Source organism: Gordonia amicalis (assembly GCF_022059885.1).
Lineage (GTDB): Bacteria > Actinomycetota > Actinomycetes > Mycobacteriales > Mycobacteriaceae > Gordonia > Gordonia amicalis.
Genome location: NZ_CP091855.1, coordinates 245,739 through 268,253 on the forward strand (window position 1 = coordinate 245,739; position 22,515 = coordinate 268,253).

Consider the following 22,515-nt stretch of genomic DNA (forward strand, 5'->3'; position numbering starts at 1 on the left):
ATGGCGCCGACCCTGTCGGACGGGCGCTTCGCACTCACCAGGTCGCTCCGGCGATCGACCCCGATTCACCGGGGAGACCTGGTCGTGGTGGACCATGCCGAGACGGGCGGGCGGATCGTCAAGCGCGTGATCGGCCTACCGGGGGAGACCGTGGAGATCGACGGCGGCGCGGTTCGGATCGACGGCGTGCCGCTCGACGAGCCGTACGCCTCGCCCTCTTACTATCGCGGCATTTTTCACGTCCCCGCCGGGCACTACCTCCTGCTGGGCGACAACCGCGATGCTTCCGACGACAGCCGCACGTGGGAGCAGCCCTACGTCGAGCGGGCGGTGCTGACCGACCGACTGGTCGTAGTCCGCAATCCATTCGTCTCCAGGTCCCGCTGAGTCGATCGCGCTCCTCAACCCTCGCCCTTCGACGGTCCGGCGGGTGGCCGTAGGAGGGGCAGCGTCGGAGATGCCTTTATGCCGCGCGAGGCGTCGCCACGAGCCGTGCCTGCTGCACGTCCGCCAGGATGTTGATCCGCCGCTGCAGATAACGCGAGCTCAGAGTTGATACGGTCGTACCAGACGGAATGGTGAGCGTGCCCAGCACAGACGCCGGATGGTGGCTCACGTGACAGGCCACTGGGCTCGATGACATTCCACCACCTACTCCGCACGAAACCCGCGCACCGGGAATGCTCGGACCGCGACCACTGTTGCGCCCAGAGTCAACGACATCGTCGAAGAAGAGGTGCAGCAGTGAACATCGGGATCATCGGAGCGGGATTCATCGGCGGAACACTCACTCGTCGGCTCACCGAACTGGGACATGAGGTACGTGTTTCGAATTCTCGCTCACCCGAGACCCTTTCGGAACTGGCTGCCGAGACCGGCGCCACGGCGGTGTGGGCCGCCGAAGCCGCACACGACGCCGACCTCGTGATCGTGTCCATCCCGCAGAAGAACACCCCTCACCTGGCCGCCGGCATCGTCGACGCACGCAAATCGGGCGCACCGGTCATCGAGACCAACAACTACTACCCGCAGCAGCGCGACGGGAAGATCGAGGCGATCGAGAACGGCACCCCCGAGAGCGTGTGGGTGTCCGAGCAGATCGGTGCGCCCGTCTACAAGGTCTTCAACGGGATCTACTGGAAGCACCTGCTCACGAAGGGGCGCCCGGCCGGCGCCGAGGGCCGGATCGCACTGCCGATCGCCGGAGATCACCCGGGCGGAAAGAAGATCGTCTTCGGCATCGTCGACGAACTCGGCTTCGACCCGGTCGACGCCGGATCGCTCGCCGAGTCGTGGCGTCAGCAGCCGGGAACACCCTTGTACGGCAAGGACTTCGGCGTCGACGACACCATCACCGCACTGGCTGAGGCCTCGCCCGAGCGCACCGGGGAGTGGCGCGCCGCCTGACGTGCCGTCGGTCACCGCCGCTTCGGACGCACCCCGGGCTTCTTCCGTGCGCTCTTCCCCGGGATCTTCCCCGCGGACTCCCGCGCGGCACGCTTCGCGGCGGCCTTCTCCCTGGCCGATCGTTTCGGCGCCGGTTCGGATTGCCCCCGCGACGAAGTCGCCTTGCGACCGCGGACGATTCCGATGAATTCGTCGGCCAACTCGGTGGTCGGATCGGGCCACAACAGGCCGACGGTGCCGGTCGGCGCGTCGGACACCGGACGGTAGACGAGATCCTTGCGGTGATGTAGTCGCGCCAGGGACTGAGGCACGAGAAGGACACCGATACCGGCGGCCACGAGTTCGATTGCATCCCCGGTGGTTTCCGGACGGTGGTCGATCGCGGTGCCGGGACGACCTCGATACGCGGCGTCCTCGCTCCGCTCGGTCGGCGCTACTCGGCCAGCAGAACCACCCGCGTCCTCGCTCCGCTCGGTCGGCGCTACTCGGCCAGCAGAACCACCCGCATCCTCGCTCCGCTCGGTCGGCGCTACTCGGCCAGCAGGGTCGACGAATCCCGACACCGGTTCGTCGAGTGGCCACAGGAACTGCTCGTCGGCGAGGTCGGCCAGCGTCAACTCGTCACCTGCAGTGAGCACATGATCCTTAGGAACCACGACGACGGTGGTCTCCTCATACAGCTCGATGGTGTGATGCGGTCCGGCCTCGCCGTGACGCAGCGCGTCGGGCAGGCGCGTGATCGCCATCTGCACACTTCCCTGTCCGATGGCGTCCGCGCACTCGGCAACCTCGAGGGCGACCAGCTCCAGCGGGGCGTCGGGTCGCCGCTCCTCCCAGATACGGACCCACTTGCCGGGGGTCACGCCGGGGACGTACGCCAATCGAAAGGCCGGAGACCCGGAAACGCCTGCCCGGTCGGGTGTGGTCACGACCAAAGGCTACCGCCCGATACCCTGGGGCAATGAGCTCGCAGTCGATGAAGCCGGCCACCGCCGCCAAGAAGCTGGACGTCTACCTGCCGGCGACCCCTGCCGAGTTCCGCGACGGTTCCATCACCCGCGCTGAACTCGCCGCCCTGCAGGCCGACCCACCGGAGTGGCTGAAGACCCTCCGCGCGGAGGGACCGCACCCGAAGAACCTGGTCGCGGCCAAGCTCGGCGTCTCCAACTCCGCTCTGGTCCGCAACGGGATCACCGAGGCGCTGACCACCGCGCAGATCAACGAGCTGCTGGCCGAGATGCCCGAGTGGCTGGTCGCCGAGCGCGCCACCCAGGTCGAGGTCCGGCGTGAGGAACGACGCGTCAAGTCGCTCCACGAGGACCAGCGCCGGGACCGCGAGGAAGCCGAGAACCCCGAGGACTGACCAGGCGGATCCCCTCCGGCTACCGCACCGGCCGCCGCCCCGGCACGACGAGTCCGCATTCATACGCCACCACCACCAGCTGTGCGCGGTCCCGCGCACCGAACTTCGTCATCGCCCTGTTCACATGGGTTTTCGCGGTCAGCACACTGATCTGCAGGTGCTCGGTGATCTCGGCGTTGCCGAACCCCTCGGCCATGTGGACGACCAACAACTGGAAAGAGGTTCCGCTCCAGACCAATCCGGGCGGACTCCACATCGTCGCCCTGGTGGGTGCCGCGGCCCCGGTCCCGTTGCGCTGACCTCGATACGCGGCGTCCTCGCCGCGCTGGGTCGTCGCTACTCGGCCGACAGGGGCATGACCCTGCACCCAGTCATGGGGCGCGGGTCATCCCGACAACCGCTCGTCGAGCATCGTCGTGAGGTCGTTCGCCAGCGCTCGCGAGTCCGCGGTCACCAGCACTCCGTCGCGGACCACCCAGCGGCCGCCGACCATCACGTCGCGGGGTCGTCTGCCGGGCCCCGCCCAGAGAAGACCGTCGAGCGCGTCCGGGACGCCGGCGTCAAACACATCGGAGCAGTCCCACACGCACAGATCCGCAGCCGCGCCGGGACGTAGGTGTCCGAGCTCGGGGCGGCCGAGGCCCGTGGCGGACCCCTCGGTCGCCATCGCGAGACAGTCGCGGGCCGACACCGGGTCGCCGATCAGTCCGGAGACCTGCATCGCCAGTCGCGCATCCGCGAGGAGGTGGCCGGCATCGTTGCTCCCGCCGCCGCTGGTACCGAGCCCGATGCGTACGCCGGCGCGGCCGAGGGCGGCCACGCGGGCGACACCCCAACCCATCGGCACGTCACACCCCGGTGCGTGGGTTGCGTGGGCACCCGACCTCGCCACCAGATCCAGTTCGTCATCGGTGATCTCGCACAGGTGCGCGACGGTGACATCGGCGGCCAGCCAACCCCAGTCGTCCAGTAGTTCCAGAGGGCGCCGGCCATACCGTTCGGCGGCGACATCGACGTCGATCTGTTCGTTGGCCTGAGTTCGACGACGCAGTCCGAGACGTGCTGCGACATCGGACAGTGCCGCGAAGGTCTCCGGTCCGTCGGCATGGACCCCGGACGGGCCGACGGCGAGTTGGGTCATGCCGTCGACCGACACACCGTCGGTCGCCCCGTGCAGGTGTGCGTCATGGATGTCGACGACCGACTGTGCGGCCGACTCCGGGTCGTCTCGGGCGGTGCCGCGCACGAAGACCAGCCGTGCGCCGACGCGGCGGGCGGCGCCGATGGTCGCGCCCGCCATCGCGACCGGGTCCTGGTCGCGGGGCCACGTGAGGTGGTGGTCGGCGACCGTGGTCACCCCGCACAACAGGGATTCGGCGACACCGACTCCAGCCGCGGTGGCGGTGAGCTCGGGGTCCACCGCGGCCTCGGTGTAGCGCCGCGCCATCCCCGCGAGCCAGTCCCGCATCGGCCGGAATCGACCGTACGGACGTGAGCGAAAGGCACTCTGCAGCAGGTGATGATGGGCATTCACCAATCCGGGTGTGATCACGCACCCCGAGGTGTCGACGACCTCGGCATCCGATGGCGCCGGACCCGACGCGATGACCGCACCGTCGACGACGATCGGGCCACGCGTCACGGTACTACCGTCCACCAGCACCGCTTCCGCCCCGGTGAGGACGGTCGGCCTCACAGCTCGAGCACCAGACGCCCGCTGGTACAACGTGATACGCAGATCATCATCGACTCGTTCTCGGAGCGTTCCTCCGGCGAGAGCACCGCGTCCCGATGGTCGACCTCACCGCTCACCACCCCGGTCTCGCAGGTGCCGCACATCCCCTCGCGACACGACGAGGGCGCCACCACCCCGGAGCCGTCGAGGGCTTCGAGGATCGTGCGGTCCTCCGGAACCGTCAGCGTCACACCGGACATCGCCAGCGACAGCTCGAACTCCCGGTTGGGAACACTCTCCGCGACCGCCGCCGTGAACCGCTCGGTGAACGAGTCCACCGCCGGTTGCGGTGCACACGCGTCGGCGATCGCGTCGAGCATCGCCGCCGGACCGCAGCCGTACACCGCGGTTCCCCGGGCCGACCCGGTGAGCGCATCGCTCAGAGTCAGCCGGCCCGACACCCGCGACTCATGCACGGTGACGTGGTCAGGATGAGCCGAGACGAGGTCGTCGGCGTACGCCATCTCCGCCCGCGTTCGCCCGATGTACAGCAGTCGCCACGGCCGGCCAGCCGTACGAGCCTCGTCGACCAGCGCGAGTATGGGGGTGATCCCGATCCCACCCGCGACGAACACGTACTCGAGAGCACGGGTGAGCGCGAAATGGTTCCGCGGCAGACTGATCCACGTCTCATCACCCACCGCGAGATCGTCGTGCACCGACACCGAACCGCCGCGGCCGTCGGCCCGGCGTTCGACCACGACCCGGTAGACCCCGGGATCGGCGGGACACAACGAGTACTGGCGCACCACTCCCGAGGGCGCGACGAGGTCGACGTGGGAACCCGCCGACCAGGCGGGGAGCGGGTCACCGGACGCGGCGGTCAGGACGAACTCCTCGACACGCTCGGCGACCGGCCTGCGCGCGGCGACGCGCACACGTAAGGGTTGCGCACGACCAGGAGAAGACAGTGCAACCCCGGAGGAAGACAGGGACATCGGTGGACTCCTCGATTCGGCGAGGCCCGTCCGGCTCCCAGCCACAGGAACCACACCCTCACCGACAGCCGCGACGATCGCTACGACGACGCCTGCACCACGATCAGATGCGCGACATCAGGGCCGACCAGTCGCCACCGATGAGGAATGCCGCCAGCGTAGTAAAGGCTGTCGCCGGTCCGCAATTCGACGATGCGGCCGTCGGACAGATCCACCTCGATCTCACCGGACACCACATGTAGCCACTCATCCTGCTCGTGCCGGTAGAAGTCGCCGAATTCCCTTGCACCCAAAGCATGTTCCTGGGGATAGAACGCCGCGTCACCGTTCACCAGCAGCCGGGCATGCCCGGCGTCGTCCCCCGTCTGCGGGAGCACGGCACCCTGATCGGCGCGCACGATCTGCGCGCCCGGGGGTGCGTCGGCCGGGGCGTTCCCGGCCCGTCCCGGGTCCGCGGCGAGCATGAGACTCACCTGCGTCGTCCCCAGCGCACGGGCGATGCGCTCCAGCGTCGTCATACTCGGCCGCGCGTACCCGCGTTCCAGCTGCGACAGGAAGGAATGCGAGATGCCAGCCTGCGCAGCTAGATTCGCAAGGGTCGTATCCTGCTGTTTGCGTCGCCGTCGGATCTCGGCACCCAGCGACGCCTGCGCCGCATCCGGCTCCTCCAGTGCCATTCGATGCACCTTTCACACTCCGGCGTTGGTTACACATCCGCAGCCGTGGTTAACAGCGAGGCAACAACACGTTCCTATATTCAGGGGTGTTGACGTGGTCAACAAATATCACGAAACCGCTCCCGCCGATCCCAGCCCCGGCGGAACCACCGAGACCGGCGCACCGAGGCGCCGAGATCGATCTCTGCCGCACAGCCCACGAGCGCAACGTCGCACTCACGTCCAGAACCACCGGCCGCCAACGGAGTTCACTCATGCAGGACACGCCGCACGGACCCGTGCACGGCATCACCGCGTCGTTGACCGACGGCACGCTCGCCGATGTCGAGCTGCTGTCCGGTCCCGACGGAGTGGTGCGCGTGGCGAGGATCGCGCCCGTCTCCGACCGGAACCCACGCGATCACACCGCCCGGGCCGACCCGCAGTGGCTCGATCTGCGCGACTTCGTCCTCACCGCGTCCGCCGCCGAACCGCACGCGCACCTGGACAAGGCCTTTTCGTGGACAGAGCTGAATCCGCCGCTCGGCGACCTCGATACGGCGATCACGGTCTGGCGAGCGGGAAGCGTCCGTCTCGACGAGGAGTCCTTCCGCCGGCGGGCGACGCGGGCGATCACCACCCTGCTTCGCAACGGGATCACTGCCGTCCGAACACATGTCGACGTGCCGCCCGGCCCAGACCCGCTCCGGGCCACCCGGGCGCTGGTCGGCGTCCGGGAGGCCATGCGCGACCTGGTCACGATTCAGATCGTCGCGCTGGCGAATCCGCTCACCCCGACCGAGGTCGTCGTCGAAGCACTCGACGCAGGCGCGGACCTGGTGGGCGGAGCACCGCACATCGCCGACGACCCGCGCGCCGAGGTGGCCCGGCTGGTCGGCCTCGCCGAATCCCGCGGAGTCGGCATCGACCTGCACACCGACGAGTTCCTCGACGGCGACCACCACACCATCGACCACTTCGCCGACCGCGTCGCCGACTGGCCCGCGGATCGTCTCCGAACCGCCGGACACTGCTGCCGTCTCGACACCATGCCTCTCGACGAACTGGAACGGGTCGCCGACGCCCTCGCCCGTGCATCGGTGTCGGTGGTCGCGTTGCCGATCACGAACCTCTATCTCCAAGGACGGCACGGCCCGTCGAAAGGACGGCGCGGTATCACCGCGATCGACGTGCTCCGCGATCGCGGTGTCCTCGTCACCGCCGGGGCCGACAACATCCGCGATCCGTTCAACCCGGTGGGACGCGCGGACCCGCTGGAGACCGCGTCGCTCCTGGTCACCGCCGGTCACCAGAGTCCCTACACGGCAATGTCACTGGTCACCGACGCTGCCCGTACCGCGCTCGGCCTCCCCGCCGGCGGACCCGTCGTCGGGGCACGTGCAGATTTCCTCGCGGTCCGGGGCACCGACGTACTCGACACCATCGCGACCGCCCCCGCGGACCGGGTGGTCCTCGTCAACGGTTCGATCGTGGCCCGCACCGAGACCACCACCTGGACCGCAGCCCCGGCCGAGTCCCGCGCCGGCGCCCCTGATCACGCCACACCGGCTCCCTATGTCCTGGAGACGTCATGACCCCATCAGCGCCGACCCCCTCAGCGCCGACCCCGTCGGCCACACCCCTCGAACTCGGTCATCCGCTCGTCGGTTTCGAGCACGCCGAACTGACCTATCCAGACGGAACCCACGCTCTGCGGGACGTGAACCTGACCGTCCGGGAAGGCGAGTTCGTCAGCGTCGTCGGCCCCTCGGGATGCGGTAAGTCGACCCTGCTGCGACTGTCCTCCGGCCTGGAGACGATCACCGACGGGTACATGCAGTGCGGTGCGGACCGCATCGGTTACGTGTTCCAGGACGCCACACTCCTCCCCTGGCGGTCGGTCGCCGACAACGTCGCCCTGCTCGGCGAACTCGACGGTGTGCCGAAAGCGGAGCGGCGTCAGAGGATTGCCGCTGCGCTGGAGACAGTGGGCCTCAACGGTTTCGAGGATCATCTGCCGCACATGCTCTCCGGCGGCATGCGCATGCGTGTATCGCTCGCCCGGTCGCTCACCCTCGACCCCGACCTGTTCCTCTTCGACGAGCCGTTCGCCGCGCTCGACGAGCTGACCCGCGAACGGCTCGGGGTCGAGCTCACCGAGCTGTTCGCCGTCAAACGCTTTGCGGGCCTGTTCATCACCCACTCCGTGGCCGAAGCAGCATTCCTGTCCACGCGGGTGCTCGTGATGTCCGGGCGTCCCGGCACGATCGTCGACGAGATCGAGATCCCGTTCGACTTCCCACGCTCTCCGGACCTGCGTTTCGAGCCCGAGTTCGCCGCGATCGCCGGTCGGATCTCCCGCTCGCTGAGGGAGGCACACTCATGACGGTCCCCACGGGCACCACGCCCGCCGCCGACACCACGGCGGTCGTCGACACCGGCTCGACCACGGAGCTCGCCGTCGCAGCCGCACGCAAGCGTCGACCACGTTCCCGATCGTTCGTCTCGATCGCGGCGCCACTCGTCGTGCTGGGCATCGTGATCGGTCTCTGGTACCTCGTCACCTACGCGATCCTCGACGAGGGCAGGCGTTTCCTCATGCCGGCTCCGCACCGCGTGGTCACCGACGGCTTGTTCGGCACTGCCGCGCCGTCGATGTGGGAAGCCCTCGGCCGGACGACGACGGTGGCCCTGACCGGTCTGGCCATCGCCGCCGTCATCGGCATCGTGTGGGCGGTGGTGATGTCCCAGTCGCGCATGATGGAGACCGCGTTGTTCCCCTATGCGGTGGTGTTGCAGTGCATACCGATCCTGGCGCTGGTTCCCCTCGTCGGCTTCTGGTTCGGGTTCGGTTTCAGCGCACGGGTTTTCGTGTGTGTGCTCATCGCACTGTTCCCGATCGTGTCCAACACCCTCTTCGGTCTGCGGTCGGTGGATCGGCAGATGCGCGACCTGTTCGCACTGCATCACCCGAGCCGGCTCACCGTGCTGCGCAAACTCGAGTTCCCCGCGGCGATGCCCGCCATCTTCGCCGGACTGCGCATCTCCGCCGGCCTGTCCGTGGTGGGTGCGATCGTCGGCGACTTCTTCTTCAAACAGGGGAACCCCGGCATCGGCATCCTCATCGACAACTACCGGTCACGACTGCAATCCGAAGAGCTGTTCGCCTCCATCGTGCTCGCGTCGTTGCTCGGCGTCGTCGTCTTCTGGCTCTTCGGCCGGCTCGGCAACCGGATCGTCGGCCGCTGGTACCAGCGCTGACACGCCGGCCCGACCCCCCCGCTCTCGCTCGTCCCGCTCGCATCTGTCCGTTCCCGACCGTAATCGGCTCTACCGAAAAGGAAGTCATGAACACACACGTCTGGCGTCGCCTGTCCAAGGCCACCGGGGTGATGGCCGTCGCCGCGGCCGTCGCCTTCACCGCGGCCTGCGGTTCCGACGACACCGCCGAGTCCTCCGGCTACACCGGTCCGATCGGTCCGGTCGACCTCAGCGCGAACTGCCCGGACAAGGTCGTCATCCAGACGGACTGGAACCCCGAGGCCGAACACGGCCACCTGTATCAGCTGCTCGGACCGGACCCGGTGATCAACGCCGGCAACAAGCGGGTGACGGGACCACTGTTCGACCGCGGCCAGTACACCGGCGTCGACGTCGAGATCCGCGCCGGCGGACCGGCGATCGGCTTCCAGTCGGTCACCTCGCAGATGTACTCCGACCCCGAGATCCTGCTGGGCTACGTCGACACCGACCAGGCGATCCAGAACTCCGAGTCGAACCCGACGGTGGCCGTCATGGCTCCGCTGGACATCAGCCCGCAGATGATCATGTGGGACCCGGCCACCTACCCGCAGGTGAAGGGCATCGGCGACCTCAAGCCGGTCGATGCGCGCGTGCTCTACTTCGAGGGCGCCACCTACATGGACTATCTGACCGGTTCCGGCGTCCTGTCACCGGATCAGGTCGACGGCAGCTACGACGGCACACCCGCGAACTTCGTCGCGGCCGGCGGCAAGACGGCCCAGCAGGGCTACGCCAGCTCCGAGCCCCAGCTCTACGAGGAGGAGGTGGAGGGCTGGAAGAAGCCGGTCTCCTACCAGCTCGTCCACGACGTGGGCTTCCCCACGTACAAGTCCGCGATGGCCGTCCGCGCCGGCGCTCTTGAGGAGAACACCGCCTGCCTCGAGCAGCTCGTCCCCGTCCTCCAGCGCGGCGTGGTCGACTACCTCGCGTCGCCCGAGACCGCCAACAAGGTCGTCCTCGACGCCGTCGAGCAGTACGACACCGGGTGGGTCTACACCCAGCGCAACGCCGACTACGCACTGGAGACCATGGCGCAGCTGAAGCTCATCGGCAACGGCCCGAACGGCACGGTCGGCGACTTCGACACCGCACGCGTGCAGCGGGTGATCGACGTGACCACCCCGATCTTCGACAAGCAGGGCAGCCCCGTCGTCGAGGGCATCACCCCGGACACGGTCTCGACCAACCGGTTCATCGACACCTCCGTGGGGTTGCCGTCGTGACCTCCCCGGTGATCGCGGTCGGCACCGACGACGGACGACCCGACTTCGGTCCGGGCGACGTCGACGCGCTGGCCGACGATCTCCTGGCACTTCTCGGACCGCGCGGGATCAGCACGCTACCCCGCGCGCTGGAACGCGCAGGCCGGGACGGGTCGGGGATGAGCCCGATCCTGTCCGCGCAGGATCTCGGGACCCCCGACCTCGTGTGCTACCCGCGCACGGCGGAGGTGGTGCCCGCGATCGTCCGCGCGGCGGTCGCCCGGGGCGTTCCGGTCACCACCCGCGGGAAGGGCACCGGCAACTACGGGCAGGTGATCCCCCGGTTCGGCGGTCTCGTCCTGGACATGACCTCGCTCAACGGGATTCACGAGATCACCGATCAGACGATCACCGCCCAGGCAGGCGCGCGGATGATCAACCTGGAGCAGACCGCCTGGGGTTCCGGAAGTCAGCTGTGGATGTACCCGTCGACGGTGCAGTCCACGCTCGGCGGCTTCCTCGGCGGCGGGTCGGCCGGCACCGGCACGATCGTGCACGGTCGCAATCACGAGGGTTTCGTGACGGCGCTCGACGTCGTCTACGGCACCGAGGACGCCGAACTGGTGCACCTGGAAGGTGATGACGCACAGCCTTTCGTCCACACCTACGGGGTGGCGGGTGTCATCGTGAACGCCTCGGTGCGCGTCGAACCACTCCAGGAATGGCGCTGTGTGTACGCCAGTTTCGGGTCGACCCGGGAGGCCTTCGACGCCGCCCACCGGCTCTCGTCGGTCGAGCCGAGACCGCGACTGCTGTCGGCGGACGGTCCCACCGTCGTCGAGGCGCTGCCCGCCGACCCCGCCTTCGTGCGGGGTCGCGCGAATGTCCGCGGAATCATCGACGCGAGAGCACTCGAGGAGTCCACCGATCTCATCGCCGGCGCCGGCGGCCGGGTCGAGGCGGTCCGCGAGGGCATCGCCGAGACGATCAAGCTGTCCACGCTGTCCTACAACCATCCGACCTGGTGGCTGCAGAAAGCGCAGCCGGACAGGTGGTTTCACATGGAGGTCCGCGGCGACGCACTGGTCACCCGCCTCGAGGAGGTGGAGAAGGTCTACGAGGGTGGGATGCTCCACCTCGAGGTCGGTCACGGGATGATGTTCGGGATGCTCAACGGGATCTACTGCAACGCACAGCAGGTCATCGACGGGGTCGCCGCCCTCGAGGAACTCGGGGTCGGCGTCCACTCACCTCACCAGTGGTACGTCGATCTCGACGCCGAACGAGTGCAGTCACTCGCGGCCCGGACCGACCCGAAAGGCCTTCTGAATCCCGGGAGGTGGATGTGACCGCAGCGTTCGGGTCCCGCCGCTACGCCGAACTCACCACCGCCGAGATCGACTCCGCACTCTCCCGGGACTCGATCCTCGTCCTGCCGACCGGGGCGATCGAACCGCACGGCCCGCATCTCCCGCTGGCGACCGACCTCATCGTCGCCGAGGCCGTGTCGGCCGCCGTCGTCGGACGCGGAGCCGCAGCCGGACATGACGTCTGGCTGCTCCCCGCACTCGGTTACACCAAGTCCGACGAGCATGCCGCACTCCCCGGCACGATGTGGCTGCGACCGTCCACTCTGTTCGAGACCATCGTGGACATCGGGTCGTCGATGGCCGCGACCCCCGCACGACGGCTGCTGTTCCTCAATGCGCACGGCGGCAATTCGGCGCTGATCGAGGTGGCGGCACGTGAACTGCGTCGACGCTTCGGCCTGCAGACGTTCTTCACCTCCGGCCCCGGTCGGGCCGGCCCCACCGAACGAGGACTGGGGATCCATGCCGGGTGGGCCGAGACGTCGATGATGCTGCATCTGCGACCGGATCTCGTCCAGATGGACAAAGCCGTCGCCGCGGTGGCCGACGCGGTGGCCGATTCGAACCACGTCGGCTTCACCAAAGCCGTCAAGTTCGGTTGGCTGTCGACCGATTTCGCCGAGTCCGGGGTCATCGGCGACCCCACCGGGGCAGACGCCGCCATCGGGGCGGAACTCTTCGAGGAGCGCGTCATCGCCCTCGTGGATGCGCTCGCCGACATCGCGACCTTCGACCCCGGACGGGTGCGGCGATGATCACCAGCGGGGTGGAGTTCGGAAGCGATTGTCCGCCCGAGGAATACCGCACCATCGATCCCATGGTGTTGCTCCGACGCTGGCTACCGCCCGCCGACGCCGCCCCCGCACTCATGGCGCTCTCGACTCTCGGGCGCGACGGGTATCCGCGCGTGCGCCACGTGCTGCTCAGTGACGCCGACGACGCCGCGGTGTACTTCCACACCGACAGCCGGTCGTCGAAGGTGGCCGAGCTGGCCGAACTGCCACGGGCCGGGATCGCGGTGGCGTGGCCGCAGCGGGGACGCCAGGTGGTCGCGCACGGCATCGTGCGACGGCCGGCGGAAGACTCTCTCCGCGAGACCTTCTCGCGCCGCACCCGCTACCTGCAGCTGCTCGCCTGGTGCAACGATCACGAGATGTCGGCACTCCCCACCCACGATCGGCATCGACGATGGGCGGAGTTCGACGCCACCCATCCGACACTGAGCCCGCCGGACACGTGGACGGGTTTCGCCATCGACATCCGCGAGATCGCCTTCTGGCGCGGCGATCCGGACGGCCCCTCGCAACGGGTCCGCTTCACCCGCACCGACCATTCCTGGACATCGGAGGTTCTTCCCGGATGACGGCCACGACCTTTCACAATGCGCTGATCCTGCCGGTCGCGGGAGACAAGCCCTGGTTCCGCGGATGGCTGACCGCGGACGCCGGCGGGCGGATCTCCGGCATCGGCGAGGGCGCCCCACCGGCGGATGCGCCGGGAGTGCGACACGACCTCGAGGGATGTTTCCTCGCACCGGGTTTCGTGTCGGGTCACAGCCACATCTACACCGGCGGCATGCGCGGTGTCGCCGCGGACAGCCCGCTCTACGAATGGGTGTCCCGCAACAGCCTGATGCTGCTCGGCGCCGACGCCGACGACCTCTACTGGATGACCCTGGCCGGCGGCCTGGACCACCTGTCGTCGGGTATCACCTCGGTGTACAACTTCACCCAGTCACGGGTGATCGCACTGTTCGACTACGAGAAGTCGGTGCTCCGCGCCGAACGGATCCACCCCGCCGAGTTCGTCAACCGCCAGGTCGACGGGTTGGCGGCGTCGGGTATCCGGTTCGTCACCAGCGTGCGACTCGACGACGAACAGCTCGCCGAGGACGAGGCCTTCCACGGATTCAACGAGGTCATGCGACATCTCGCCACCGTCGACCCGGCCCTGAACCTGGGCGGCTCGGTGTACGGCTCCGTCCAGTGGTCCTCCGCACCGGTGACCGCCGAACGCGAACGCGCCCTGATGGATCGGTACGGCATCACCAACCAGGCCCACTTCGTCGAGACCGCAGAGCAGATCGACATCCAGCAGGCCAAATTCGACTGGTACGACGCCGCCGGTGTGCTCGGCCCCGATTTCGCGTTCGGTCACTTCGTGCATCCGACAGACCGGATGGTCGCGCGTGTGCGCGACACCGGTTCGTCCGTCGTCTGGCAACCGATGTCCAACGGTCGGCTCGGCTCCGGCATCGCCGACATCCCGCGCCTCCTCTCCGACGCCGTCACGGTCGGCATGGGTGTCGACGACCAGTCCTGCACGGACGTGTCGGATCCGTTCGAGAACATGCGCACCGGGCTGTTCCTGCAGCGCGGTCTGCGCAGCGACGCCGCGGTGCTGTCCCCGGCGGACGTACTCGCCCTGCACACCATCGGATCGGCCACCGCGATCGGGGTCGCCGACCGGGTCGGCTCCCTGGAGGTCGGGAAGTACGCGGATCTGGTCGTCGTCGATCCGTACTCACCGCACACCGGGCCGATCTGGGACCCGGTCGCCACCTACGTTCTCGGATGCGGACTCCGGAACCTGCGTGAGGTCTTCGTCGGCGGTCGGTCAGTATGGGCACGCGGCGTATCGGACCCGACGCGGTCCGAGGCCGATCTCGAACTCACCGAGCGGATGATCCGCTCGGCGGCCCGCTCGGGGATTCGCCCGGCCGTCTCCCCGCCTGCCGATCGCGCCCGGACTCTCGCCATCCGAAGCAGCTGACCTGACCTTTCGCGACACCGCTCCCGGCGACGCACGTCACACACGCCCAGCGCGGTGGCCGGCGCCGCCCCGTGGCGTCCGAATTGCGCAATTAGTCCCAGAATTCACCCTCGTTCGCGTGACTAACGGGAGCGTGCAGGTCACCCTAGTCTTCGTGCCGGACTCGGGGCCTGTGCAAAAGTGGTACTCAATAACTAGTGTTAGTCACTAACACATGTGGCGGCGACGCCGCATGTCACTCGATCGGTCGGCACAGACGCCGGCCTCTGGGCTCGAAAACCGAAAGGGTTCACCACGCCATGGCGTCGTATCTGTTCAAGCTCGGGAGGTTCTCCTTCCGGCACAAATGGGCCGTCATAGCGGTCTGGCTGATCGCGATGATCGCGGTCGTCTCGCTCGTCGGCGTGCTGAAGCCGAAGTTCGCCCAGGACTTCAGCCTGCCCGGAACCGATTCGGGCACCGCCACCGAGCAGGTGGAGGAGTACTTCCCGCAGGTCATGAAGGAGCAGGAACGCGCGTCCACGAGCATCGTCGTGGCCGCGAACGACGGCCTGCAGAACCACACCGAGCAGATCAACAAGCTGGCCGAGGATCTCCGCACGCTGCCGGACGTCATCGCCCCGGAGACCGTGGTGAACCCGGTGATGGCTGCTGCCGTCGACCCGGCCATCGCCGCGTCGGTCCTCGGCGACAACGGTCGCGTCGGCCTGATCCAGGTCCGTCAGAACATCACGATCATGGACCTGACGACCGAGAACAAGGACCAGCTCGTCAAGATCCTCGACGAGAACCGCGGCAACGGCCTGCAGGTCGAGGCCACCGGCGCGCTGATGCAGGTGATGGAGCAGGGCGGCGCCGCCGAGCTGATCGGCTTCGCCATCGCGTTCGTCGTCATGATCGTCGCCTTCGGCGCCCTGATCGCCGCGTTCATCCCGCTCGTCACCGCCATCGTCGGCGTCGCCATCACCATCATGCTGCTCACGCTGTCGGCCGAGCTGCTCTCGATCAACCAGTCGGCGACCGCCATCGTCACCATGCTGGGCATCGCCGTGTCCATCGACTACGCGCTGTTCATCGTGTCCCGGTACCGGGCCGAACTGAGCCGGGGCGGTGATGCGGCCGATGCCGCCGGCCGCGCGGTCGGAACGGCCGGATCGGCGGTCGTGTTCGCCGGCCTCACGGTCATCATCGCGGTCGTCGCCCTCGTGGTCATCGGCATCCCGATCATCACCCAGATGGGTGCCGGCGCCGCCGTCGCCGTCCTGATCGCGGTCGTCGCCGCACTCACGCTCATCCCGGCACTCCTCGGCGCGTTCGGTCGCTTCGCCTTCCGTCCGAAGATCCCGTGGATCAAGCACGCCGAGCAGTCCGAGGACGGCGACACCCTGGGCGTCCGTCTCGGCCGCACCGTCGTCAAGGCTCCGATCCCCTTCATCGTCATCGGCCTGCTGGCTCTCGCCGCGGCCGCCATCCCGGCCACCAAGATGGAGCTGGGTCTGTCGCTGTCGACCGAGGACGAGGCACCCGCGCAAGCCTTGCTGAGCAAGGGTTTCGGTGAGGGCATCAACGGCCCGCTGCTCGTCATCCTGCACGACGCCGACGCCCCGATCGCGCCGGCCGCGGACGACGCCGTCAAGCACATCGCGTCCCTGAAGGACGTCGTCAACCCCGAGTCGCTCACCTGGATCGGCAACGAGGGCGGACAGAACGGCAACACCGCTCTCATCACCGTGACGCCGAAGAGCGCACCGTCCTCGCCGGCGACGCACACGCTGATGGAGAACATCCGCGCGTACGCACCGGTTGTCGACGAGCAGGGCGCCGAACTGCATGTCGGTGGACAGACCGCGATCATGTCGGATCTGTCGCAGAAGCTCGACGACGCGCTGATCCCCTATCTGATCGTCGTCGTCGGCCTGGCGTTCCTGATCATGATCGGCGTCTTCCGCTCCCTGTGGGTGCCGCTGATCGGCACGGTCGGCTTCATCTTCTCCGTGCTCGCGACCTTCGGCATCACCGTTGCGATCTTCCAGGAGGGCTGGTTCGGCATCATCTCGCACACCCAGCCGATCATCTCGTTTCTGCCGATCTTCCTCATCGGCGTGGTCTTCGGCCTCGCGATGGACTACCAGGTGTTCCTGGTGACCCGAATGCGTGAGGAATACATCCACGGCATGACCGCCAAGGAGGCCATCGTCGCGGGCTACCGGCACGGCGCCCGTGTGGTGACGTCGGCGGCGATCATCATGATCAGCGTCTTCGCCGCGTTCATGCTGTCCCCGGAGACGACTGCCAAGATGATGGGCTTCGCCCTCGCCTCGGCAGTCCTGTTCGACGCCTTCGTGATCCGCATGCTGGTCGTCCCGGCCGTGATCGCCCTCCTCGGCGACCGCGCCTGGACCCTGCCGCGCTGGCTCGACAAACTCGTCATCAACTTCGACATCGAGGGCGAGTCGGTCCGCCACCGCGGGCTCGCAGATCCCGACGACACGAAGACGCCGGTACCGGCGGGCTGACCGTGTCCACGGGACCATCCACCCCCGACGCCCCGGGCACCGGCCCGGGGCGTCGGCCCGGCTTGCGCGAGCGGCAGAAGATGCGCACGCGCAACGCCATCCGCGAGGCCGCTCTGCACCTCATCGCCGAGCACGGTTACGCGAAGACGACGGTCGAACAGATCGCCGAGGCCGCCGGTGTCTCCCATATGACGTTCTTCCGCTACTTCCCCACCAAAGAGCAGGTGGTCGTCGGCGGGGAACATTTCGAGGCCGAGGCTCGTGCGATCGTCGAGTCGATGCCCCGAGGCCTCGGGCACTTCGACCTCATCCGCCGGCTGTTCACCGAACTGGATCGCCTCACCGCCGACGACCCCTGGGTGGGCAACCCCCTACGGATGCAACTGATCCGATCGGAACCACTGCTGCAGAAGACCTTTCACGTCGAGGTCGAGCGAACGATGGCCGGGATGCGACAGCTCCTCGCCGACTATCTCGGCCGCGACGCCGACGACTTCGCGCTCGGAGTGTTCCTCGACGCGGTGGCCGGCGTGACCTTCCGCCTCGCGGCCCAGGCCGAGGAGAGTTCCACGCAGCCGCAGATCGAGACGACCCTGCGGGCCATCGACCTTCTCGAGCAGGGTCTTCCGCTCGACTGAGCGGCCCCGCTGAAGACCCTCCCTGAATACCGCCGCCGGAAACCCCGTGGGATCCGCCCCCGAAATCCTCCCTCAGCAGGAATGTCGGATACACATAGTCGACGGCCGGCCTGGGGAGGGTCGATTCCAGGGGTGCATTTCAGGGACGGCGTTCTCGAGCGTTTCCGAATGTCGCAGTGCGCCGGTGTGACCCGGCCTACGATGAGCTGACCCGCGCAGGAGGGATCAGCATGCGACTCACCCGACGCCTCCAGATCAGGCTCTGGCCACGCACTCTCGCGGTCTCTGCACTGACATTCGCCCTCGCCGCGACATCACTCATCGCGGCCTCGCCGCCGACGGCCCGGGGTTTCGCCGAGGACATCTGCTACACGCCGGGAGCTCCACCGCACAGCTGCGGACCGCTGCCGGTCGTCTGTCCCCCGGACAACCCGAACGACCCGATCTGCGGGGCACGCGCCTTCCTCCGTTACGCCTACACGCTTCGCCAGCCGCTCGGCGGACGCAGCCTGGTGCACACCGATTCCACGTACATCATCGCGCGCAAGGTCGGGTTCTCCGTGCGCGACGCCTACTGGATCGCCGCGTACAGCGAGGCGACCGACCTGGGCACCTTCGTTCCCCGTGACCTACGCGGAAATCCGCTGCCGAACGCGGGAGCACTCACCACGAAGGACATCGGCGGCCTCGTACGCACCCACTTCGCGACCGGCGGCTTCCTGTTCCACTTCCTGCCGACCATGCGCGGGCCCCGATCCCCCCAGCCGAACGGCTTGCAGCCCAACGTGAACGACCCGCGGCACGAGGTGATGCTCACCCACATCCGCAAGTGGGCGATGGACGGCCCGGGCAGCGCCGCACCCCTGTGCACCGGCGGTTTCACGAACCGCACGGCCACCGGCGACTACGCCACCGGCGCAACTTGTTACGGCGGTGAGCAGCCTGTTCCGATCAACGGTCAGTACAGCCTCGTCGATCCGATCGACATCCCCTTCCAGAACATGACCGGCCGCCAGGTCATCTCCGACGGGGTGACCTCGGACCGCTTCGACTCCTACATCGGCAACCAGTCGGCCAATGCGCGGACCGGCATCTACATCCACGCGCTCGGCGACCGCATCTCGCACCACGTGTGCACCGACGAAGGACGCATCACCCCGCCGACGCCGCGCCAGCGCGCGTTCGACATCGACCTGTTGGTGCCGGGATGCGATCAGGGGCCGCACGCGGTGCGCCACGAGTTCGAAACCGGAGTGGACTTCGGCAAGCTCGAGCGGCAGGACCGCACGACCGAGGCGACGCTGTCCATGGTCTACGACGAGCTGGTGAACTTCGCCCGCCTCCGCGGCACCCTGGACCCGTCGGCGACCACGCCGGCCGCGAAGACCGCGGTCGTGACCAACGGCCTGCTGCCGGCCCTCGAGCGCCGCAACCCGGAAGCCCGTCTCCGCGCGGTCACCTCGGTCGGCTGTCGTCTCGGTGTGCCGGCCTTCCCCGGTAGCCCGGCCTGCTGACACCTCCTCCGTCGGGGGCCGCCTCATCGAGTCCGGCAGGAGGCACCCCGACGCCCCGGCCGTTTGTCCGGCGAACAACCTCTAGGATCGAGGGGTGACCCGCGACAGCGACGCCCGGCCCCGCACCAGTTCCGCACGTCGCCCGCGGCGACGGACCCTCTCACGGTTGCTGGCGCCGCTGATCGCGACCGCTGCCGCAGTCGCCGCCACCGCCGCACTGGTCGCCCCCACGCAGGCCGCACCCGCGAAACCCGCACCGGAGCCGTTCCCGATCGGCGACCTGGCACGGCTGTACCCGTCGGACGTCTCCTCATTCCCCGGCGGCATCTACCTACAACCGATCGAGACGTTCAGCGCGCTGCGCCGGGACCATCCCGAGATCATGGCGCAGAACCTCGACAAGGTGGTGGCGATCAACCAGGCTGCAGCCGACGACCCCGCCCTGCAGCGACGCGCCATCACCGACGCCCACGACGATCCGCTCATGACGATGTCGGATGCGTTCGGGCAGCAGCTCGGACGCCACTTCCGGGACGCCCTGACCGCCGGCCGGCTGCCCAAGACCAAGGCGATCTTCAGCGACTACCTGGCACGCGGTGGCGGCCTCGCCAACACGACACTCGTCGAGAAGTACGTGTTCGACAACGACCGTCCGTTCGTCGTCGCCCCCACGCGAATCCGGAAGTACACACGCGCCGGCGCGAACGAGTACGACGCCCTCGGAACCAATCCGTCCTTCCCCTCGGGACACGCGGGCATGTTCTTCTGGCGGGGAACCCTTCTCGCGCTGATGCTTCCCGAGTTCGCCCCGCAGTTCCTCACACGCGCTTCCGAGGGTGGATATCACCGCATCGTCCTCGGTGTGCACTACCCGCTCGACGTGATCGGGGGCGCGATGGTCGGGCAGGCGGCGGCCGCCGACCGGTGGAACGACCCGGGCTTCAACCGGCTGCTCCGCGCGTCCGCCGCCGAGATCCGTCGTGAACTCGAATGGCGTTGCGGCGCCCCGTTGCCCATCTGCATCGAGCAGGACACCCCGTATCTGACCGACGCCGAGGCGAGGCACATCTACACCGATCGCCTCACGTACGGCTTCGGTCGCGTTGCCTCACCCACCCATCGGATGGTCGTTCCGCAGCAGGCCGTCGACATGATCGCACCGGCCTTCCCGTCGCTGTCGGACGCGCAGCGTCGTCAGATCCTCGTCGCGACTGCACATCCCGCCGGGTACCCACTCGACGACCAGCGGCCGGGACGCGCCTCCTGGCAGCGACTCGACCTCGTGCGGGCTTACACCGCGCGCGTGACCGTCGACCGCGACGGCGACGTCACCGTTCACTGACGACCCGCTCCACTTTTCTTACTGAATCGTTTGCCCCACTGCGCGTTGCGAACTCGCCGAACGCGCCAGTTCGGCGTGCCGATTGGACCAGTGTGAGTCCAGTTTGCCGGAACAGCCTGACACCGCCGTAAGGATACGGCTAATTTTCGGGTGGTCCACGTCACATCCGACGGGGACTCACCGCCCGTGACCAGGGCGGACGGTGCCGATTCTCGGACCCAGTCCGACGACTGGGTTAACGAACTCAATCACCCTCAAGCCCCGCCGGGGCGATGTCGTCATGCCCTCGTTCTCGGGCTGCTTCGTCGTGCCCGGAGATCATCGGGAAAGGCAGTCGAAACATGCGTTTGTCGAACTCTCGAAGAGCCGGTCGGTTGGCGGCGGTCGCCGTCGCCGCGGCGTGCGTCTTCTCGGTCGTGTCGTGTAGCAGCGACGACGGCGGATCGGATGGCTCCGCCGCGGATTCCAGCGGCGCCAAGGCCTCCGGCGAAGCGATCAAGGTCGGGTTGTTCAACCCTTCGAAGGGCCCGGCCACCCAGCCCGGGGTCACGACCGGCAAGCAGGCGGCCGTCGATTACATCAACAACCAGATCGGCGGCATCAACGGTCGTCCCATCGAGATCGTCGACTGTGGCATCGACCAGACCGCACCCGAGTCGACGGTGTCCTGCGCCAACCAGTTCGTCGAGGCCGGCGTGGTCGCCGCGATCGACGGGTTCAACGCCGAATCCGCCGCCGCCGTACCGATTCTCACCGCCGCGAAGATCCCGCTGGTCGGCCAGATCCCGTTCAGCACCATCACCGGGGCATCGCCGGCGAACCGCGTGTACTTCGGTCCGCCGCCGGCTGCGTTCCTCGTCGGCTTCATGCAGCAGCTCAAAGCCGAGGGCAAGACGTCACTGACCCTGGCGAACGCGGACCTGCCCCAGGCCCACCAGGTCTTCGACGGGCTCATGAAACCGCTCGGCGCACAGCTCGGCATCGACGTGAAGTCGGTCTACTACCCGCCGACCGACCCCAACTTCACGCAGCTGGCCAGCCAGCTCGCCGAGGGCAATCCGGCCGCCGCCGGACTCATGACCTCCCCCAACGACAACGTCTGCACCAAGCTCGCACAGTCGCTGCGCTCGGTGAAGTACGAGGGGACCATGTTCATGGCCGCGTGCACCGACTTCATCGACACGCTCGGCGCGCAGGCCGTCGGCGCACAGACCTACTCTCCGTTCTGGCAGCCGCCCGCCCTCGACGCCACCCCAGCTGAGGTCAAGGGCAACCTGGAGACCGCACAGAAGTTCATCGACGATCAGAACGGCACCGCCGGCTTCTACGCCTACGGCACGTTCTCGATCCTCGCGGACTTTGCGACCACGGTCGGCAACGCGAAGCTCACCGAGTACACCGGGCCGAGCGTCCTGCGCACCCTCAAGGCGATCAAGGACTACCAGTCCTTCATCGGCCCGAAGCTGACCTGCGGCAAGACGACGAGCCCGAACTGCACCACCGAGATGCTGCTGTTCAACGTCGTCGGTGACAAGAAGACCGAGCCCGCCACCGGCGGTTTCATCACCCCGCTCCCGGCAGCGCTCCAGCGCATCCCGGGCGCCTACTGAGCGATACACCGCGCGGTGGGGCGGGCCTCGACCCGAGGCGCGTCCCACCGCACCCGCTCTCCACGAACCGATCTCCGGGTGGCGCGTCCACCCGTCCGCGCCATCCGACCGCGTGAGATGCACACGCGCCGAACGAATGAGTACGCCAC

Annotated in this window: 21 protein-coding genes; 16 read left to right on the forward strand and 5 right to left on the reverse strand. The window is 68.0% G+C overall.

All coding sequences use genetic code 11. The features are described 5' to 3' along the window. On the forward strand, nucleotides 1-387 hold the full coding sequence (gene lepB, locus IHQ52_RS01150) for a signal peptidase I (protein WP_024497377.1): 387 nt from the start codon (nucleotides 1-3) through the stop codon (nucleotides 385-387). A gap of 249 nt (nucleotides 388-636) precedes the next feature. Continuing rightward, a complete protein-coding gene (locus IHQ52_RS01155) occupies nucleotides 637-1,407 on the forward strand; it encodes an NADPH-dependent F420 reductase (protein ID WP_081712368.1) in 771 nt (256 codons plus the stop codon). 11 nt (nucleotides 1,408-1,418) lie between these two features. Here the strand turns inward: IHQ52_RS01155 and IHQ52_RS01160 are convergent, their stop codons facing one another. Then, the gene (locus IHQ52_RS01160) at nucleotides 1,419-2,342 is read right to left on the reverse strand and encodes a LysR substrate-binding domain-containing protein (protein ID WP_024497379.1); all 924 of its coding nucleotides are present in this window, start codon (nucleotides 2,340-2,342) and stop codon (nucleotides 1,419-1,421) included. A 41-nt stretch (nucleotides 2,343-2,383) separates the two neighbouring features. On the opposite strand from IHQ52_RS01160, the gene IHQ52_RS01165 reads away from it, so the two are divergent. After that, on the forward strand, nucleotides 2,384-2,770 hold the full coding sequence (locus tag IHQ52_RS01165) for a DUF5997 family protein (RefSeq protein ID WP_024497380.1): 387 nt from the start codon (nucleotides 2,384-2,386) through the stop codon (nucleotides 2,768-2,770). 19 nt (nucleotides 2,771-2,789) lie between these two features. Here the strand turns inward: IHQ52_RS01165 and IHQ52_RS01170 are convergent, their stop codons facing one another. From IHQ52_RS01170 to IHQ52_RS01185, 4 genes are all read right to left on the reverse strand, one after another. Continuing rightward, nucleotides 2,790-2,966 carry a response regulator transcription factor gene (locus tag IHQ52_RS01170; protein ID WP_375295681.1) on the reverse strand — a complete coding sequence of 59 codons (177 nt, stop codon included), beginning with the start codon at nucleotides 2,964-2,966 and terminating at the stop codon, nucleotides 2,790-2,792. Nucleotides 2,967-3,155: 189 nt separating this feature from the next. Then, the gene (locus IHQ52_RS01175) at nucleotides 3,156-4,466 is read right to left on the reverse strand and encodes an amidohydrolase family protein (protein WP_238064023.1); all 1,311 of its coding nucleotides are present in this window, start codon (nucleotides 4,464-4,466) and stop codon (nucleotides 3,156-3,158) included. Then, nucleotides 4,463-5,443, reverse strand: a complete 981-nt coding sequence (locus IHQ52_RS01180) for a PDR/VanB family oxidoreductase (RefSeq protein WP_006436688.1) — start codon at nucleotides 5,441-5,443, stop codon at nucleotides 4,463-4,465. The genes IHQ52_RS01175 and IHQ52_RS01180 overlap by 4 nt, the downstream gene beginning before the upstream one ends. Before the next feature lie 80 nt (nucleotides 5,444-5,523). Beyond that, nucleotides 5,524-6,120, reverse strand: coding sequence for a helix-turn-helix domain-containing protein (locus IHQ52_RS01185; RefSeq protein ID WP_006436689.1), 597 nt, complete (start codon nucleotides 6,118-6,120; stop codon nucleotides 5,524-5,526). Between the two features lie 254 nt (nucleotides 6,121-6,374). On the opposite strand from IHQ52_RS01185, the gene IHQ52_RS01190 reads away from it, so the two are divergent. From IHQ52_RS01190 to IHQ52_RS01250, 13 genes are all read left to right on the forward strand, one after another. Beyond that, entirely contained in the window at nucleotides 6,375-7,694 is a 1,320-nt protein-coding gene (locus tag IHQ52_RS01190; RefSeq protein ID WP_024497383.1) for an amidohydrolase family protein, read from the forward strand. Next, nucleotides 7,691-8,485: an ABC transporter ATP-binding protein gene (locus IHQ52_RS01195; RefSeq protein WP_006436691.1), complete on the forward strand. Its 795-nt coding sequence runs from the start codon at nucleotides 7,691-7,693 to the stop codon at nucleotides 8,483-8,485. The genes IHQ52_RS01190 and IHQ52_RS01195 overlap by 4 nt, the downstream gene beginning before the upstream one ends. Continuing rightward, nucleotides 8,482-9,360, forward strand: coding sequence for an ABC transporter permease (locus tag IHQ52_RS01200; protein WP_006436692.1), 879 nt, complete (start codon nucleotides 8,482-8,484; stop codon nucleotides 9,358-9,360). Before IHQ52_RS01195 ends, IHQ52_RS01200 begins: the two co-directional genes overlap by 4 nt. 86 nt (nucleotides 9,361-9,446) lie before the next feature. Beyond that, on the forward strand, nucleotides 9,447-10,625 hold the full coding sequence (locus tag IHQ52_RS01205; RefSeq protein ID WP_096274739.1) for a nitrate ABC transporter substrate-binding protein: 1,179 nt from the start codon (nucleotides 9,447-9,449) through the stop codon (nucleotides 10,623-10,625). Continuing rightward, nucleotides 10,622-11,953 carry an FAD-binding oxidoreductase gene (locus IHQ52_RS01210; protein WP_024497384.1) on the forward strand — a complete coding sequence of 444 codons (1,332 nt, stop codon included), beginning with the start codon at nucleotides 10,622-10,624 and terminating at the stop codon, nucleotides 11,951-11,953. Before IHQ52_RS01205 ends, IHQ52_RS01210 begins: the two co-directional genes overlap by 4 nt. Then, entirely contained in the window at nucleotides 11,950-12,729 is a 780-nt protein-coding gene (locus IHQ52_RS01215; RefSeq protein ID WP_006436695.1) for a creatininase family protein, read from the forward strand. The genes IHQ52_RS01210 and IHQ52_RS01215 overlap by 4 nt, the downstream gene beginning before the upstream one ends. After that, nucleotides 12,726-13,337, forward strand: a complete 612-nt coding sequence (locus tag IHQ52_RS01220) for a pyridoxamine 5'-phosphate oxidase family protein (protein ID WP_024497385.1) — start codon at nucleotides 12,726-12,728, stop codon at nucleotides 13,335-13,337. The genes IHQ52_RS01215 and IHQ52_RS01220 overlap by 4 nt, the downstream gene beginning before the upstream one ends. After that, a complete protein-coding gene (locus tag IHQ52_RS01225) occupies nucleotides 13,334-14,746 on the forward strand; it encodes an amidohydrolase family protein (protein WP_024497386.1) in 1,413 nt (470 codons plus the stop codon). Before IHQ52_RS01220 ends, IHQ52_RS01225 begins: the two co-directional genes overlap by 4 nt. 299 nt (nucleotides 14,747-15,045) lie before the next feature. Then, on the forward strand, nucleotides 15,046-17,262 hold the full coding sequence (locus IHQ52_RS01230) for an MMPL family transporter (RefSeq protein WP_024497387.1): 2,217 nt from the start codon (nucleotides 15,046-15,048) through the stop codon (nucleotides 17,260-17,262). A gap of 2 nt (nucleotides 17,263-17,264) precedes the next feature. Next, nucleotides 17,265-17,900, forward strand: a complete 636-nt coding sequence (locus IHQ52_RS01235) for a TetR family transcriptional regulator (RefSeq protein WP_024497388.1) — start codon at nucleotides 17,265-17,267, stop codon at nucleotides 17,898-17,900. Nucleotides 17,901-18,130: 230 nt separating this feature from the next. Then, complete coding sequence (locus IHQ52_RS01240) at nucleotides 18,131-19,414, forward strand: hypothetical protein (RefSeq protein WP_024497389.1); 1,284 nt, start codon at nucleotides 18,131-18,133, stop codon at nucleotides 19,412-19,414. 178 nt (nucleotides 19,415-19,592) lie between these two features. After that, on the forward strand, nucleotides 19,593-20,756 hold the full coding sequence (locus IHQ52_RS01245; protein WP_024497390.1) for a phosphatase PAP2 family protein: 1,164 nt from the start codon (nucleotides 19,593-19,595) through the stop codon (nucleotides 20,754-20,756). 341 nt (nucleotides 20,757-21,097) lie between these two features. Then, nucleotides 21,098-22,366: an ABC transporter substrate-binding protein gene (locus tag IHQ52_RS01250; protein ID WP_081598233.1), complete on the forward strand. Its 1,269-nt coding sequence runs from the start codon at nucleotides 21,098-21,100 to the stop codon at nucleotides 22,364-22,366. Nucleotides 22,367-22,515: the final 149 nt, after the last annotated feature.

What these genes read in the sequence shown, in the direction of transcription:
- lepB (WP_024497377.1), top strand. Translation starts at nt 1, where the DNA reads ATGGCGCCGACCCTGTCGGACGGGCGCTTCGCACTCACCAGGTCGCTC.
- IHQ52_RS01155 (WP_081712368.1), top strand. Translation starts at nt 637, where the DNA reads ATGACATTCCACCACCTACTCCGCACGAAACCCGCGCACCGGGAATGC.
- IHQ52_RS01165 (WP_024497380.1), top strand. Translation starts at nt 2,384, where the DNA reads ATGAAGCCGGCCACCGCCGCCAAGAAGCTGGACGTCTACCTGCCGGCG.
- IHQ52_RS01170 (WP_375295681.1), bottom strand. Translation starts at nt 2,966, where the DNA reads ATGGCCGAGGGGTTCGGCAACGCCGAGATCACCGAGCACCTGCAGATC.
- IHQ52_RS01180 (WP_006436688.1), bottom strand. Translation starts at nt 5,443, where the DNA reads ATGTCCCTGTCTTCCTCCGGGGTTGCACTGTCTTCTCCTGGTCGTGCG.
- IHQ52_RS01185 (WP_006436689.1), bottom strand. Translation starts at nt 6,120, where the DNA reads ATGGCACTGGAGGAGCCGGATGCGGCGCAGGCGTCGCTGGGTGCCGAG.
- IHQ52_RS01190 (WP_024497383.1), top strand. Translation starts at nt 6,375, where the DNA reads ATGCAGGACACGCCGCACGGACCCGTGCACGGCATCACCGCGTCGTTG.
- IHQ52_RS01195 (WP_006436691.1), top strand. Translation starts at nt 7,691, where the DNA reads ATGACCCCATCAGCGCCGACCCCCTCAGCGCCGACCCCGTCGGCCACA.
- IHQ52_RS01200 (WP_006436692.1), top strand. Translation starts at nt 8,482, where the DNA reads ATGACGGTCCCCACGGGCACCACGCCCGCCGCCGACACCACGGCGGTC.
- IHQ52_RS01205 (WP_096274739.1), top strand. Translation starts at nt 9,447, where the DNA reads ATGAACACACACGTCTGGCGTCGCCTGTCCAAGGCCACCGGGGTGATG.
- IHQ52_RS01220 (WP_024497385.1), top strand. Translation starts at nt 12,726, where the DNA reads ATGATCACCAGCGGGGTGGAGTTCGGAAGCGATTGTCCGCCCGAGGAA.
- IHQ52_RS01225 (WP_024497386.1), top strand. Translation starts at nt 13,334, where the DNA reads ATGACGGCCACGACCTTTCACAATGCGCTGATCCTGCCGGTCGCGGGA.
- IHQ52_RS01230 (WP_024497387.1), top strand. Translation starts at nt 15,046, where the DNA reads ATGGCGTCGTATCTGTTCAAGCTCGGGAGGTTCTCCTTCCGGCACAAA.
- IHQ52_RS01240 (WP_024497389.1), top strand. Translation starts at nt 18,131, where the DNA reads ATGCGACTCACCCGACGCCTCCAGATCAGGCTCTGGCCACGCACTCTC.
- IHQ52_RS01250 (WP_081598233.1), top strand. Translation starts at nt 21,098, where the DNA reads ATGCGTTTGTCGAACTCTCGAAGAGCCGGTCGGTTGGCGGCGGTCGCC.